This window comes from Geomonas edaphica (assembly GCF_004917075.1).
Taxonomy (GTDB): Bacteria; Desulfobacterota; Desulfuromonadia; order Geobacterales; family Geobacteraceae; genus Geomonas; species Geomonas edaphica.
The window spans coordinates 473,913-487,221 of the sequence record NZ_SSYB01000001.1 but is presented as its reverse complement, the minus strand read 5'-3'; the positions used below and the strand labels follow the sequence as shown (position 1 = coordinate 487,221).

The 13,309-nt window shown below is 61.8% G+C and carries 16 protein-coding genes; 10 read left to right on the top strand and 6 right to left on the bottom strand.

What is annotated here, in order from left to right; genetic code table 11:
- Positions 1-2: 2 nt before the first annotated feature.
- From E8K79_RS02100 to E8K79_RS02080, 5 genes are read left to right on the top strand one after another with little or no spacing between them, the layout of a single operon-like run.
- Positions 3-1,046, top strand: coding sequence for a 3-oxoacyl-ACP synthase III (locus E8K79_RS02100; protein WP_129125511.1), 1,044 nt, complete (start codon positions 3-5; stop codon positions 1,044-1,046).
- Positions 1,043-1,927, top strand: a complete 885-nt coding sequence (locus E8K79_RS02095; protein ID WP_136513262.1) for an alpha/beta fold hydrolase — start codon at positions 1,043-1,045, stop codon at positions 1,925-1,927. The genes E8K79_RS02100 and E8K79_RS02095 overlap by 4 nt, the downstream gene beginning before the upstream one ends.
- A 21-nt stretch (positions 1,928-1,948) precedes the next feature.
- Positions 1,949-3,598, top strand: a complete 1,650-nt coding sequence (locus tag E8K79_RS02090; protein ID WP_136513261.1) for a fatty acid CoA ligase family protein — start codon at positions 1,949-1,951, stop codon at positions 3,596-3,598.
- Complete coding sequence (locus tag E8K79_RS02085; protein ID WP_136513260.1) at positions 3,586-4,578, top strand: NAD-dependent epimerase/dehydratase family protein; 993 nt, start codon at positions 3,586-3,588, stop codon at positions 4,576-4,578. The genes E8K79_RS02090 and E8K79_RS02085 overlap by 13 nt, the downstream gene beginning before the upstream one ends.
- Positions 4,575-5,264 (top strand): 4'-phosphopantetheinyl transferase family protein, encoded by a 690-nt coding sequence (locus E8K79_RS02080; protein WP_136513259.1) that lies wholly within the window; start codon positions 4,575-4,577, stop codon positions 5,262-5,264. Before E8K79_RS02085 ends, E8K79_RS02080 begins: the two co-directional genes overlap by 4 nt.
- A 145-nt stretch (positions 5,265-5,409) precedes the next feature.
- Here the strand turns inward: E8K79_RS02080 and E8K79_RS02075 are convergent, their stop codons facing one another.
- From E8K79_RS02075 to E8K79_RS02060, 4 genes are all read right to left on the bottom strand, one after another.
- Entirely contained in the window at positions 5,410-5,796 is a 387-nt protein-coding gene (locus E8K79_RS02075; RefSeq protein WP_136513258.1) for a type II toxin-antitoxin system YhaV family toxin, read from the bottom strand.
- A 2-nt stretch (positions 5,797-5,798) separates the two neighbouring features.
- Positions 5,799-6,665, bottom strand: a complete 867-nt coding sequence (locus E8K79_RS02070; RefSeq protein WP_136513257.1) for a hypothetical protein — start codon at positions 6,663-6,665, stop codon at positions 5,799-5,801.
- 7 nt (positions 6,666-6,672) lie between these two features.
- Positions 6,673-6,939 (bottom strand): hypothetical protein, encoded by a 267-nt coding sequence (locus E8K79_RS02065; protein ID WP_135870003.1) that lies wholly within the window; start codon positions 6,937-6,939, stop codon positions 6,673-6,675.
- Positions 6,940-7,039: 100 nt separating this feature from the next.
- Positions 7,040-7,330, bottom strand: coding sequence for a hypothetical protein (locus tag E8K79_RS02060; protein WP_136513256.1), 291 nt, complete (start codon positions 7,328-7,330; stop codon positions 7,040-7,042).
- A gap of 203 nt (positions 7,331-7,533) precedes the next feature.
- On the opposite strand from E8K79_RS02060, the gene E8K79_RS02055 reads away from it, so the two are divergent.
- The 5 genes from E8K79_RS02055 (at position 7,534) to E8K79_RS02035 (ending at position 12,110) form a co-directional block, all read left to right on the top strand.
- Complete coding sequence (locus E8K79_RS02055; RefSeq protein ID WP_136513255.1) at positions 7,534-8,154, top strand: OmpH family outer membrane protein; 621 nt, start codon at positions 7,534-7,536, stop codon at positions 8,152-8,154.
- Positions 8,155-8,354: 200 nt separating this feature from the next.
- A complete protein-coding gene (locus tag E8K79_RS02050; protein WP_246043673.1) occupies positions 8,355-8,822 on the top strand; it encodes a DUF2844 domain-containing protein in 468 nt (155 codons plus the stop codon).
- Positions 8,809-10,263, top strand: coding sequence for a DUF3443 family protein (locus E8K79_RS02045; protein ID WP_136513254.1), 1,455 nt, complete (start codon positions 8,809-8,811; stop codon positions 10,261-10,263). The genes E8K79_RS02050 and E8K79_RS02045 overlap by 14 nt, the downstream gene beginning before the upstream one ends.
- A gap of 91 nt (positions 10,264-10,354) precedes the next feature.
- Positions 10,355-10,501 carry a hypothetical protein gene (locus E8K79_RS21060; RefSeq protein WP_162604584.1) on the top strand — a complete coding sequence of 49 codons (147 nt, stop codon included), beginning with the start codon at positions 10,355-10,357 and terminating at the stop codon, positions 10,499-10,501.
- An 85-nt stretch (positions 10,502-10,586) separates the two neighbouring features.
- Positions 10,587-12,110, top strand: coding sequence for a S10 family peptidase (locus tag E8K79_RS02035; RefSeq protein ID WP_136513253.1), 1,524 nt, complete (start codon positions 10,587-10,589; stop codon positions 12,108-12,110).
- Positions 12,111-12,117: 7 nt separating this feature from the next.
- Here the strand turns inward: E8K79_RS02035 and E8K79_RS02030 are convergent, their stop codons facing one another.
- Both E8K79_RS02030 and E8K79_RS02025 read right to left on the bottom strand, forming a co-directional pair.
- The gene (locus E8K79_RS02030; protein WP_136513252.1) at positions 12,118-12,885 is read right to left on the bottom strand and encodes a DNA/RNA non-specific endonuclease; all 768 of its coding nucleotides are present in this window, start codon (positions 12,883-12,885) and stop codon (positions 12,118-12,120) included.
- 79 nt (positions 12,886-12,964) lie between these two features.
- Positions 12,965-13,165, bottom strand: a complete 201-nt coding sequence (locus E8K79_RS02025; RefSeq protein ID WP_136513251.1) for a hypothetical protein — start codon at positions 13,163-13,165, stop codon at positions 12,965-12,967.
- Positions 13,166-13,309: the final 144 nt, after the last annotated feature.

Sequence of the window (13,309 nt, the reverse complement as noted above, 5' to 3'; positions counted from 1 at the left end):
AGATGAAGTATTCCAAGGTATACATTGAATCTTTCGGCTACGAGCTCGCCCCGGTCGTAGTCACCTCCGACGAACTGGAAGCGCGCCTCGAGCCGCTCTACAAGACGCTGCACTTCTCCCCCGGACAGCTCCAGGCGCTGACCGGGATCCGCGAACGCCGCTGGTGGGAGCCGGGCTTCCAACTCTCCAAGGGGGCCATCGCCGCAGGCAAGAAGGCCCTTTCCGCTGCGGGGATCTCCGCAGGCGACCTCGGCGCCCTCCTCTACACCGGCGTCTGCCGTGAACGCTTCGAACCGGCCACGGCATGCCGCGTGGCAGCAGGCCTGGGCGTCTCCGGAAACGCCGCGGTCTTCGACCTCTCCAACGCCTGCCTTGGCGTGCTGAACGGCATCCTCGAGGTGGCGAACCGCATTGAGCTCGGCCAGATCAGGGCGGGCCTCGTGGTCTCATGCGAGAGCGCGCGCGACATCAACGACATTATGATCAAGAAGATGCTCGAGGACCGCAGCATGGAGAACTTTGCCAGTTCGCTTGCGACCCTCACCGGCGGCTCCGGTGCTGTTGCGGTGCTTCTCACCGACGGCTCCTTCTCCAAGTCAGGCCGCAGGAGGCTGCGCGGCGGCATCACCCATGCCGCACCGGAACACCACGCGCTCTGCCTCTGGGGCATCACCCCGGACGGCAAGGGTGGCTACGAGCAGTCCATGAGCACCGACGCGGTAAGCGTGATGAACTACGGCGTCGACCTCGGGCGGCGCACCTGGGATGAATTTCTCCCCGAGGTGGGTTGGCGCGAGAGCGACGTCGACCGCGTCGTCTGCCACCAGGTCGGCAGCGCGCACCAAAGCGCCATCCTCAAAACGCTCGGCATCCCGCTGCACAAGGACTTCACCACTTACGAATTCCTCGGCAACATGGGTACCGTCTCCCTGCCGCTCACCGCTGCCCTGGCCGACGAGCGCGACGTCCTCTCCGCCGGTGACCGGGTCGCCCTGCTGGGAATCGGCAGCGGCCTGAACTGCCTCATGCTGGGGGTCGACTGGTGAGAGACGAAGTGAGCAAGCACTACCCCTTCACCGGCCGCACCCTCAACCTCGACGGACTCTCCTACCACTACCTCGACGAGGGTACCGGCGAGCCGGTGGTCATGGTGCACGGCAACCCGTCGTGGTCCTTCTATTACCGAAACCTCGTGCTCGCGCTCAGGGACCGCTACCGCTGCATCGTTCCGGACCACATCGGCTGCGGCTTCTCGGAGAAGCCCGGTGACGACCGCTACGACTACACACTCGCGCGCCGCATCGATGACCTCGAGCGCCTGATCGACTCCCTCAACCTCGAGGGGAAGATCAACCTTGTGGTGCACGACTGGGGCGGGATGATCGGCATGGGTTACGCGAGCCGCCACCCGGAGCGCATCGGCCGCATCGTCATCCTCAACACGGCGGCCTTCCATCTCCCCAAAGAGAAGACCTTCCCGCTCGGGCTCAAGATCTGCCGCGACACCATGCTCGGAACCCTGCTCGTACGCGGTTTCAACGCCTTCAGCGTCGGTGCCTCCATCGTCGGGTGCAAGAAGAACCCGATGTCGAACGAGCTGATGCAGGCGTACCGCGCGCCGTACGACTCCTGGGCGAACCGCATCGCGACGCTGCGCTTCGTGCAGGACATCCCGCTCGCACCCGGCGACCGCAACTACGCGCTCGTAAGCGAGATCGCGGACGGCCTGCCGCGCTTCGCCGATGTCCCGATGGCGATCTTCTGGGGGGAGCTCGATTTCGTCTTCGACACCACCTTCCTCGCCGAATGGAAGCGCCGTTTCCCGAAAGCCGAGGTACACAGCTACCCCGACGCCGGACACTACATCCTCGAAGACATGAAGGACGAGGTGGTGCCGCTCATCACTGACTTCCTGAAACGCACCTGATCCCGGAGAGCACCTGAGACCATGGCAGAGACCGAACTCGTCAATATCGCCGCACACCTGCCGGAGATGGCTCGCCGCCAGCCCGACACCAGGGCGATCATCTTCCCGAAGGGAAAGCGCAGCCTTTCCTTCTCGGAGCTGAACCGGTTGAGCGACCGTATCGCGCGCGGTCTGCTCGAAAACGGCATCTGCCGCGGCGTACGCACCGCGCTCATGGTGACGCCAAGCCCTGAGTTTTTCGCCCTCACCTTCGCTCTCTTCAAGGTCGGCGCGGTGCCGGTGCTCATCGACCCGGGCCTCGGAATCAAGAACCTCAAGCAGTGCTTCGCCGAGGCGCAGCCGCACGCCTTCATCGGCATCCCAAAGGCGCATATTGCCCGCAAGCTCTTCTCCTGGGGCAAGGAAACCATCCGCACCTGCATCACCGTCGGGCCGCGCCTCTTCTGGGAGGGGACCACGCTCGCCGCCATCATCGAGGGACAAAAGGACGATTCCCCCTTCACCCTGGCGCCTACCATGAAGGAGGACGTCGCCGCGATCCTCTTCACGAGCGGCAGCACCGGCGTACCCAAGGGGGCCGTCTACAGCCACGGTAACTTCGCCGCGCAGGTGCAGGCGCTCAAACAGGTCTACGGCATAGAGCCGGGAGAGATCGACCTGCCGACCTTCCCCCTCTTCGCCCTCTTCGCCCCAGCACTCGGCATGACCGCGGTGATCCCGGAGATGGACTTCACCCGCCCCGGTTCCGTCAATCCCAGAAAGATCGTGGGACCGATCAACGAGTACGGCGTGACCACCATGTTCGGCTCCCCGGCCCTCATCAACCGCGTTGGACGCTACGGCGTCGAGCACGGGGTGAAGCTGCCGACCCTGCGCCGCGCCATCTCTGCAGGCGCGCCGGTTCCCGCCTCGGTACTCGAGCGCTTCACCAGCATGCTGAACCCCGGCGTCCAGGTCTTCACCCCCTACGGCGCCACCGAGGCGCTCCCGGTCTGCTCTATCGGCAGCAGGGAGATCCTGGAGGAGACGCGCCAGATCACAGATGCGGGGGGCGGGGTCTGCGTGGGACGTCCGGTGGAGGGTATCCGCCTCGAGATCGTTCAGATCACCGACAACCCGATCTGCGGCTGGGACGAATCGCTGCGCGTGCCGACCGGGACGATAGGTGAGATCGTCGTGCAGGGCGAACAGGTGACGCGCGGCTACTACAACCGCCCGGAATCGGACCACATCTCTAAGATCGCCGACCCGGCCACGGATTCCTTCTTCCACCGCATGGGGGATCTGGGTGGAATGGACGAGGAGGGACGCGTCTGGTTCTGCGGCCGCAAGGCGCACCGCGTCGAGACCGAAACCGGCCCCATCTACACCATCCCTTGCGAGGCAGTCTTCAACACGCACCCGGCCGTCTTCAGGAGCGCGCTCGTCGGCGTGGGCGAGCCCGGCAGCCAGCGTCCGGTCATCTGTATCGAACTTGAGAAAGGGCTCCAGGTCGACCAGGAAAAGGTGCGCAAAGAGCTCGCTGAGCTTGCGCAGGAACACATCCACACGAGCTCCATCGACACCTTCCTCTTCCACCCCGCCTTTCCGGTGGACATCCGACACAACGCGAAGATCTTCCGCGAGAAGCTCGCGGTCTGGGCCGCTTTGAGGCTTAAATGCGCGCATTAGTCACCGGCGGAGGCGGGTTTCTCGGCTCGGCCATCGTTCGGCAACTACGCGCCCGTGGCGACGAGGTGGTCAGCTTTTCGCGCAGCGACTATCCTGAGCTTGCCGCACTGGGCGTCGAGCAGCGTCACGGCGATTTGGCCGACGCGCAGGCCGTTTTGCAGGCCGCCGCCGGATGCGACAACGTCTTCCACGTCGCAGCCAAGGCCGGGATCTGGGGTGATTTCGAGGAATATTTCCGCGCCAATGTGACCGGGACTGAGAACGTCATCGCCGCCTGCCGCGCCCTGGGCATAAGGCGCCTCGTCTACACCAGCTCGCCAAGCGTGGTCTTCGACGGCTCGGACGTCGAGAGCGCGGACGAAGCGCTACCCTACCCCGCCCACTTCGAGGCACCCTACCCTCAGACCAAGGCGCTCGCCGAGAAGGCCGTGCTCGCCGCCAACTCCCCCGAACTCGCGACCGTCTCTTTGCGCCCGCACCTGATCTGGGGCCCCGGCGACAACCACCTTGTGCCCCGCATCGTTGCCAAGGGGCGCGCGGGTGCCCTCCGGCGCATCGGCAAGAGGCCCTGCCTGGTCGATACCGTCTTCGTTGAGAACGCAGCCGAGGCGCACTTAAACGCGGCCGACCGTCTCGCCCCCGGCGCTCCCCTCTCAGGAAAGGCCTATTTCATCTCCAACGGCGAACCGATCCCGCTTTGGGACATGGTGAACCGCATCCTTGGCGCCGCAGGCGTTCCCCCGGTGACCCGCACCATACCTTCCGCCGTGGCCTACGCGGCGGGTGTCGTCTGCGAGTACCTCTGGAAAAACCTCAAGCTCTCAGGGGAACCACCCATGACCCGGTTCGTCGCGAAGGAACTCGCCACCGCGCACTGGTTCGACATCTCCGCCGCACGCAGGGATCTGGGCTACGTCCCACGCGTCAGCATCGACGAGGGGATGGAACTTCTGCGCCGCTCCTTCGGGAGCGGACGGTGAGAGCGGTAGCGGGACTGGAAGACGCGGCGGTACGCTACGGTCTTCTTTCCCTCGATCGCACGGCGGCCGAGCGGGCGCGTCTGGAAAGCTTTCTGTCCGATGCGGAGCTGCGCCGCGGTGCGAGGCTCCTGGACGCGAAAAAGCGTGACGAGTTCCTGGTGGGACGAGGACTGGTTCGGGAAGTGCTCGCGGGGCTTCTGCGCGTGGAGCCGCGTGAAGTCGAGTTCTCTGAAGGGGAGTTCGGCAAGCCTTTTCTGCGCGGTGAGGATGAGCTTCAAGACGGGCGGCGCTTCAACGTTTCGCACTCAGGCGGGATGCTGCTTTTAGCGGCAACTCGCGGCTGCGAGATCGGCGTCGACCTGGAAGAGATCAGGGAGGATCTGGCGTTTCGCCCCATGGCGGAGCGCTATTTTTCTTTGCGGGAGAAAGAGGAGCTTTTCGGGCTGGATCCCGCGGAGCAGTTGGAGGCCTTCTACCGCTGCTGGACCAGGAAGGAAGCGTACATGAAGGGGACTGGAAGCGGCTTTTCGCAGCCCTCCACCGGCTTCGACGTTTCGCTTCTTCCAGGCGAACAGCCGGCCATGCTGGCGCATCGCGGGGATCCGAGAGAGGTCGAAAGATGGAGCATCGTCGATCTCGATGCCGGTCCCGGCTACTGCGCCGCGCTGGCGTGTGAGAGGCCGTGACAAAAAGTCCCATACCTAACCCTCCCCCTCCCCTCGCGGGAGGGGGTCAGGGGGTGGGGGTAAAGGCCATCAAAGGTGCAGATTGCAGCTTCACCCACCCCCCAGCCCCCTCCCGTCAAGGGAGGGGGAGGTCACCCTCCGGCATCTATGCCTTGCTCCTGAACGCCCGGTACGCATCCATGTGGCTCTTGTACTTGGTGAGGCTCACCTCGCTGTTCAGCCAGGCGTAGATGATCGCGTTGGTCTCCTTGTCCCACTTGAAGAAGAGCCGGTGCTCCTTGGTCGGCTTCGCCCTGCGCCACTGCCGGTAGGCATGTCCCTCCGCCTCACCCTGGTAATATGAGGCGTGCTGCGGGTCCGCCGGTATCTCGTCCTTGATCGCCCGATAGACCCGCGCCAGAAGCTTCGCCTGCGGCGAATTCATGTACGTCTGCGGGTTCCTCTCCCGCTCCTTCGCGACCACGTTTATCAGCTCATCGAGCACCTGCTCGAACGCGGCGTGAAACCGGATGCGCGATTCATTACTCACCATGATCAGACCTCCACGCCCCGCACCAGTTCCTCGATCAGCTTCATCTTGTCCGGGTCCGGCACCTTGATGTTGTCGGCGCTGCCTGCCAGCTCACGCTCCATGTAGTCATAGAGCTCGTATATGGTCCCGTTCTCGACGGAGAAGGAGAAGACATCGAAAATGCGGGGATGACAAGCAACGTTCGCGAGCCTCTCGGAGATCAGGTCCTCGTAATAGGTGGCGACCAGGTTGTCCGGAAGCACGAATCGATAATGGATGAAGGAGGAAGCCCTGCCGGTGACCAGTTCGTAACGGTAACTGGACAGGATCACGTCGGTCTCGGAAAAGGCGGTGCCTATCGAAGCCAAAACGACCTTGAGATCCTGCTCGGCGAGTCCTTGGGCGGCTAGTATCGCCGTCACCTTCTCGAAGTCACCCTGCCTAGGGTGGTGCACCCCCTCATGGCTTTCCTGCCACTGGGAGAGGAGCTTGTTCAACAGGGAGAAGCGGCCGGTGAGCGGGGCGATGCCGATCGCCGCGTTCAGAAGCTTCTGGTCTTTCGGCGCACGGTCGAGCGCGAGCAGGGTGTACTTGGCGGACTCGTTCCAGAGGCAGGAGGTTTCGAGGGAGAAGGCGTAATACATGAGCCCCAGGTGGGACGGGGAAAGCTCGATAGCCTGGGCGTATTCGGCAGTCATCGCCTCGAGGTTGTGTTCGAGACAGGCCACCATGCCGAGGAGGGCATGCGCCGAGACCGGGTCCTTCTTGAGCAGGGAATGCGCCGCCTTACGATACCGGGCAAGCTTCAGCCCTTGGGTGACGTCCCGGCGGGTGAAGGCCCCCAGTTCGCGGAGCAACTGGGCGAAATCAGGCTGTTTCCAGAAAAGCATGTGGAACTCAGGAAAGCTCGGTGCCGCAGAAACGGCACGAGGTCTCCCGCCATTTGGAGAACTCGCGGCATTTCGGGCACTGGCGATAGTGTCCATCCACCGGGCGCAGCGGGCGCTGGAAGATGGTGACCATCACGGTGGGGGGGAAGCAGAAGTTAAGCAGGAACCACATGAGGGGATTTCTCCCCTTGGTGTAGGCGACCCAGGCACCGATAAGCCCGGGCAGCAGGAAAAAGACGCCGATGTAGCCCCACTCCATGATCTCTTTAGGCATGTCTGCTCCACGTGCATCTGGTTTCAGGTTAGAAATTGCAGCTGTCGACGCCCTCACCCGGCCTTCGGCCACCCTCTCCTGGGGGGAGAGGGAATGTCAATCAGGTCTTGGGTTCGGTCCTGGTGATGGTGCTGCGCACGTCGAGACCGAGCAGCCTGGACGCTTCGTGCATCGCGTTCAGGTACCGTTCCTTGAAGTGCGGCAGGGTCTCGGCGGGGTCCTCTTCGTCGTCCCAGGGAAGCTTGGTGCGGGCAAGCACTATGAGGATCTCCTCGAGGGCATCCCTTTGCTCTCTCAGTTCGCGGATCTCCAGCAGGGCCTCCTGCAACAGCGCCTTCTCTGCACTCTGACTTTCGATCGCCGACTGCAGCTTCTGTAGTATATCGGTCATGGATCGCTCCTCTTGAGTGGAGGCATCCTATCAGCGTGCCGTATACGAGTCAACAGCGTTTATCTGCGCACGGGGCTGCTGTTTTCACGGTTTCAAGAGCCTTTTCACGCAGAAGGAGAGCGTTTCTTTTAATTGCCAAACAGCCATAAAGGTTCTATGCTCTCCCTTCGCAGTCACCACTACACAGACAAAAGGACGATTACATGAACAGGTTCGCAACGTTACTCATCGGCTCCGCCCTCAGCTCGCTTGTCGCCGCCCATGGTTTCGCCGCAGAGTCCGCACCTGAAGCGGCAAAGCCCGCTGCAACATCTGCCGCTCCGGCCGCCGTCGCTCCTGCCGCTCCCGCAGCGTCTGTCGATGCCACTCCGGCAGCAATCAAAATCGGCTTCGTGGACATGAGCAAGATCGCTGAGGAAAGTGCAGAGGGAAAGGCCGCCACCAACACTTTGAAGGCGAAGTCCGAGAAGCTCCGCAAGAAGATTGAGTCGCAACAAAAGCAGTTGGAGAAGCAGAAAGAAGCCATCCAGGCGAAGCTTCCCAGCATGACTCCGAAAGAGCGTGCCGCCAAAGGGAAGGAGTTCGAGAAGAAAGTCGACGAGTACCAGAAAACGGTGCGCGCCAGCGAGCTCGAGGTGACCAAACTGCAGGACAGGCTGACCAAAGAGGTCGGCGGGGTCCTCAAGAAAGCGGCATCCGACTACGCCAAAGCGAACGGGTACCTTCTCGTTGCCGAGGAGAAAGCCGTGCTCTTCCTCGACGACAAGGTGAAACCGAAGGACCTCACTGACGAGATCATAGCTTTCATGGCTAAGTCCAAGTAACCCGCATTTCACGCGAGAAACACGAGCCGCCCCACTTCACCAAGGGGCGGCTCTTTATTTGTCCCGCCTCCTTGGCGTTCTGCATTTCCCACCTTCTGTCTACAAAAAATTAATACATTCCAACAAACCTCACCCGCGCATGGTAGAATCCCCCCTTGTTTGCGTCAGGAAGGAATTTCCACGACATGAAGGGGGAAATCATGAACATGCGTTGCCTCATGCCGCTCTGCCTTGCGGCCGCCATCTGCTTCTGTCACGGCCTGGCAGAAGCCACACTCGGTGAGCCGGCCGACACGATCGCAAAGGACAAAAAAGCGTTGTCGGCTGTATCCCAAAAGTCACTCAGCAGCGCGCGTTTCAAGGTGCAGCAAATGGCATCAGGAACGACCAAAACAGCAATCAGGGAATACGTGTCTCCCACCGGCGTCGTTTTCGCGGTTGCTTGGAACGGACTCGTTCACCCGGATCTCAAGGTGCTCCTCGGCTCTTACCACGACGACTACCGAAAGGCGCTCTCGCGCCGGGCTCGCAACCCTGGGCGCAGAGAGATGAAACTCGTGTCGGAGCGGCTGGTTGTGGAGACGTGGGGACACATGCGCAATCTGCAAGGGCGGGCATACCTTCCGGCACTGCTCCCCGAAGGAGTGAACATCGATGAGATACGTTAACCTATCGGCGTTGCTCACCATCTGTTGCCTCTTCATCATGACCGGATGCGGCGGCGGGGGTGGCGGCGGTTCGCACCCCTCCCTAACCTCAATCACGATCACGCCTGACGCCTCCACGCTCGCCGTCGGCTCGACCACACAACTTACCGCGACAGGCACCTATTCCGACAACAGCACCAAGAACATCACAAACGACGTCACCTGGAGTTCATCTGCCGCAGGCACGGCGACAGTAAGCAACACGCAAGGAAGCAAGGGGATGGTCACCGTCATCTCCCAAGGGGCGGTAACCATCACCGCGTCGCTTGGGGATGTTTCCGATTCCACCGCACTCACTACGACACCATCCGCCAACGCGGCAAACGTCATGAAGATTACGGTGAACGGATCACTCTGTGCCGCAGGGAGCTACATAAACAAGCCCTGCGTCAGCGTCACCATCTGCAACCCCGACCTCTCCGCATGTCAGACCGTGAACGACATCCTGCTCGACACAGGCAGCTTCGGTCTGCGTATTTTCCAGCAGGCCATTCCAACACTCACCCTGCCGCAGGTCGCAAGCGGTGAGGGCGCCCTCACCGGATGCGTAGAATTTGCTGACGGGAGCTCGCTTTGGGGACCGATCCGAAGGGCGATGGTGAAGCTTGGCGACGAGCCCTACGTCTCAGTGCCAATCCAGGTAATCAACTCCAGCTTCGGATCGCTCCCCCTCCCCTGCTCCAACGCTGACCCCACACCGGTATCTTCCGGCTTCACCGGCATCCTCGGGGTCGGCCTCTTCAAGGAGGACTGCGGTCTTGACTGTGCCTTTACCGCCGCGAACGGGGTCTACTACAGTTGCATCGGTACATCCTGCACCGGCGTTGCGGTCCCGCTCTCGGATCAGGTGCAAAACCCGGTGGCAGCCCTGTCCACGGACGGCAACGGCGTTATCGTCCAACTACCGTCGGTACCGCTTGGCGGCGCCTCCTCCATCGACGGTTCGCTCATCCTCGGGATCGGCACCAGGAGCAACAACACGCTCACCTCCCCGACCGTGCTCCGTACCGATTCCACCGGCGACGTGACCACAGTGATCGACAGCATCAGTTCCTTTGGTTTCTTCGATACCGGCTCCAATGCGCTGTTCTCCCCAAACCCGGACTCGTCGCTGCTGCCGGTCTGCCCCTCCCCGAACACGGACTGGTACTGCCCACCGGCAACCAGGACGCTTTCCGCGACCAACACCGCGGCGACCGGCTCACCCTCCTCTACCGTCAATTTCAGCATCACCAGCCTCGAAACGCTACTCAACACATCGAATAACGTTTTCGTCGACATCGGCGGCCCATCAAGTTTCGGCTTCGACTGGGGACTTCCATTCTTCATGGGCCGCAGCGTCGCCTTCGGCATCGAGAGCGAGACCTCGCCGCTGGGTACCGGGCCGTACGTCGCCTATTGAGGTCTCTATTTAACCGCCGTCCCGTGGGCGCAGCCCCCCCCGCCCTCTCCCCCCGGGAGAGGGCCGGGGTGAGGGCCTTGCCGCGGCAAACATGTCACTTCGCAGCACCTCCCTCACCTCCCTCACCTCCCTCACCTCCCTCACCTCCCCTCCGGGCACCCTCTCCCGCCTTCGCGAACCGAAGCGCTCCGGCGCAGGCCCGGAAGGAGAGGGAACAAGTGCAAGGCGTATCGCCTAACATGTACGTTTGACCGGGAGAGCGCCTTCCGCTACTATGACTCCTTGTGATGTCATGCATTTGCCCTCAAGGAGGCGCTCCAAAAATGAAACCAATGGTCCTGCTGGTTGCCCTGCTTGCAGCCTCGCTCTCCGTACCTTCTTTCGCCGCGTCGACACCCGATACCAAACAGGAGCCCGCAGCCCGTCAGGAGCCGCAACAACATCCCTCCGCCGCAACCGCCGCGGCCACCCGGCACAAGGTGCGCATCGACGGCAGGGAGATTGCCTACGAGGCGAGTGCGGGCACACTCCCGGTGCAAAATGACGCGGGGGAGACCGAAGCCGAGATCTTCTACGTCTCGTACCGCGTGCCGCAGGCAAAAACGGCGCCTCCACGCCCACTGCTCTTCATCTTCAACGGCGGCCCCGGCGCCGCTTCGGTATGGCTGCACCTAGGAGCGCTCGGGCCGAAACGGGTGCAGATGCTTCCCGACGGCAACATGCCGGCCCCTCCATTCAAGCTCATCGAAAACGCCTCAAGCTGGCTAGACCTCGGAGATCTAGTCTTTGTGGATCCGGTAGGAACCGGCTACAGCCGCGGCACCAAACCGGAGCTCACCAAGAAGTTCTCCGCAGTACAGCCAGACATCGACTCCCTGCAGCGCTTCATCAGGCTCTACCTCACGCGCAACCAGGCGTGGAGCGCACCGCTCTTCCTGGTCGGGGAAAGCTACGGCACCTTCCGCTGTGCCGGGCTCTCCGACCTGTTGGTGGAGCACGGCGTAGCACTAAACGGCGTCATCCTCATCTCTAGCATCTTGAACTTCCTGACCATCGCTTTCGACTACGGCAACGATCTCCCCTACCAGCTCATCCTCCCGAGCTACACGGCAACCGCCTTTTATCACAAAAAGCTCGCACCTGAGCTTCTGGCTGACCTCGACCGGACTCTCGCGCAGGCGGAACATTGGGCATCTACGGATTACGCACTGGCGTTGGAAAGAGGTGATCGGCTTGACGCGGAAGGGAAAAAGAGGGTGGCGACGGAGTTCGCCCGGTTAACCGGACTGGACCCGGTGTTCGTACTGAACCGAAACCTGCGCATCGACAACAGGGATTTCGCGCGTGAAATTTTGCACAACGAGGGACGGATGGTGGGGTTCATGGACAGCAGGTTCAACGCCGAGAACCCCGAACCGGCGAAATCTGCCGGTTTCGATGCGACGATCACCACGATCCGCCCCCCCTTCACCGCGGCGATCAACACGTACCTGCGCGAGGAACTCGGCTACCAGTCGGATCAGGAGTATTTCACCCTGGGGGGCGGCATCGGGCGGTGGGATTGGGAGGCAAAGAACAGCTATGCCGACACGGCGGAAAACCTGCGCAACGCCATGGTGAAGAACCCGTACCTGAAGGTCTGGGTCGCCTCGGGGCTCTTCGACCTCGCCACGCCGCACTACGCAGCCGAGTACACCATGGCCCACCTGGGCGTCGGTGAAAAGCTGCGGGAGAACATAACGATCAGACGTTACCGCTCCGGACACATGATGTACCTCGAGACGGAAGCGCTGGCTCAGCTCAAAAAGGATGCCGCGCAGTTCATCGGATCGGCCGTGAAGCGCTAGAGCGGCTCTACTGCCAAAGCCCTGCGGGTTGCACCGTTTCGATCCGGTCCTGCTCCTCACGCGGCAGGACCGAGAAGAAGTCGAGCCCGGTCCGCTTCTCGACCTCGCGCACCGGGACCAGGTACTTGGGCATGTCCTCGGTTTCGAGCGGCTCGTTCGGCATGATGACGGCGATTGCCTCGCGCCGCTTCGGATCAAGAATCACCTTGTATAGCGCCTCGGGAACCGCGACCCGGTTGCGTCCGATGGTCTTTCCGCCGGTAATCGGATAGATCGGACCGCTGTAGATGAAAAGCTCGCCGCGTTTTTGGACCCACGCGCGCACCTTCCCTTCCAGCTCGGCCCAGATGCCACGGTTCATCCCCTCACCGGCCTGGGGCACCATGTTGGAGAGATAGAAACTCTCCGACATGGCCTCTTCGTCCCACGCCATATCAGCTGCAGGCGCCATGTGCCCCCTGTCGTACCCCGATCCCTTGTAATCGGAAAGCTCGGCACGACTCCCCCTCGGGAGGTCGACGTCAGGTCGGAAGTTGTTTCCCCTTTTCAGCTTCGCAAGCAAGCGCTCCCGCGTCATGCGCTCGGCGACCCAGAGCGGCGTCTTTTTCTCGGCGTCGTGGCTCAGCAGGTACCCCTTGCGGCACAGAAGGTCGCCGGAATGCCCCGGGACGCCGAAGGCAGCGTACTCGCCGCAGTCGTCGATGGCACCGCCAAAGGCAGCGCCGGCACTCAGAAAAACGATAAGGATGAGGTTGAATAAACCGGTTCGAAGCATGGAAGGACCGCCTTGTATCCGCTCACGGCGGAGAATGCAGGCGGCAGTTTAACAGGAGGGACGCAACAGAAGCAACACCCTACAACAGGTCGCGTTCGGTCTCGACGTTATTCATATAGAGTTTCTTGTTGATTTCCCGCACATACTCAGGTTCCGACTTGGACAGGCCACGCAATTCGGACAGGTAGTCGAGGTACAACTTGAACAGGTAACAAAACAGTCCCAGTCCCAGACAAGGAAGCACGCACCCCAGCACCAGAATGAACCCGGAATATCCCACGCCAACCTCCTTCGTCGTAATCTCAGGATCCAGCGTGGCAAATATATATTAGTCTAAATTAATGTCAAGCAGACCTACCATTAATGTGGTGCATGAATTGCGGCTCAACGTAGGAGCTCGGAGCGAGCAGGACAACGGTGAAAA

Excerpts from the sequence above, each read along its gene's own strand:
- E8K79_RS21060 (WP_162604584.1), top strand. The coding sequence starts at position 10,355 with ATGTCACTTCGCAGCACCTCCCTCACCTCCCTCACCTCCCTCACCTCC.
- E8K79_RS02070 (WP_136513257.1), bottom strand. The coding sequence starts at position 6,665 with ATGCTTTTCTGGAAACAGCCTGATTTCGCCCAGTTGCTCCGCGAACTG.
- E8K79_RS02090 (WP_136513261.1), top strand. The coding sequence starts at position 1,949 with ATGGCAGAGACCGAACTCGTCAATATCGCCGCACACCTGCCGGAGATG.
- E8K79_RS02050 (WP_246043673.1), top strand. The coding sequence starts at position 8,355 with ATGAACATGCGTTGCCTCATGCCGCTCTGCCTTGCGGCCGCCATCTGC.
- E8K79_RS02075 (WP_136513258.1), bottom strand. The coding sequence starts at position 5,796 with ATGGTGAGTAATGAATCGCGCATCCGGTTTCACGCCGCGTTCGAGCAG.
- E8K79_RS02055 (WP_136513255.1), top strand. The coding sequence starts at position 7,534 with ATGAACAGGTTCGCAACGTTACTCATCGGCTCCGCCCTCAGCTCGCTT.
- E8K79_RS02085 (WP_136513260.1), top strand. The coding sequence starts at position 3,586 with ATGCGCGCATTAGTCACCGGCGGAGGCGGGTTTCTCGGCTCGGCCATC.
- E8K79_RS02045 (WP_136513254.1), top strand. The coding sequence starts at position 8,809 with ATGAGATACGTTAACCTATCGGCGTTGCTCACCATCTGTTGCCTCTTC.
- E8K79_RS02100 (WP_129125511.1), top strand. The coding sequence starts at position 3 with ATGAAGTATTCCAAGGTATACATTGAATCTTTCGGCTACGAGCTCGCC.
- E8K79_RS02060 (WP_136513256.1), bottom strand. The coding sequence starts at position 7,330 with ATGACCGATATACTACAGAAGCTGCAGTCGGCGATCGAAAGTCAGAGT.
- E8K79_RS02065 (WP_135870003.1), bottom strand. The coding sequence starts at position 6,939 with ATGCCTAAAGAGATCATGGAGTGGGGCTACATCGGCGTCTTTTTCCTG.
- E8K79_RS02030 (WP_136513252.1), bottom strand. The coding sequence starts at position 12,885 with ATGCTTCGAACCGGTTTATTCAACCTCATCCTTATCGTTTTTCTGAGT.
- E8K79_RS02035 (WP_136513253.1), top strand. The coding sequence starts at position 10,587 with ATGAAACCAATGGTCCTGCTGGTTGCCCTGCTTGCAGCCTCGCTCTCC.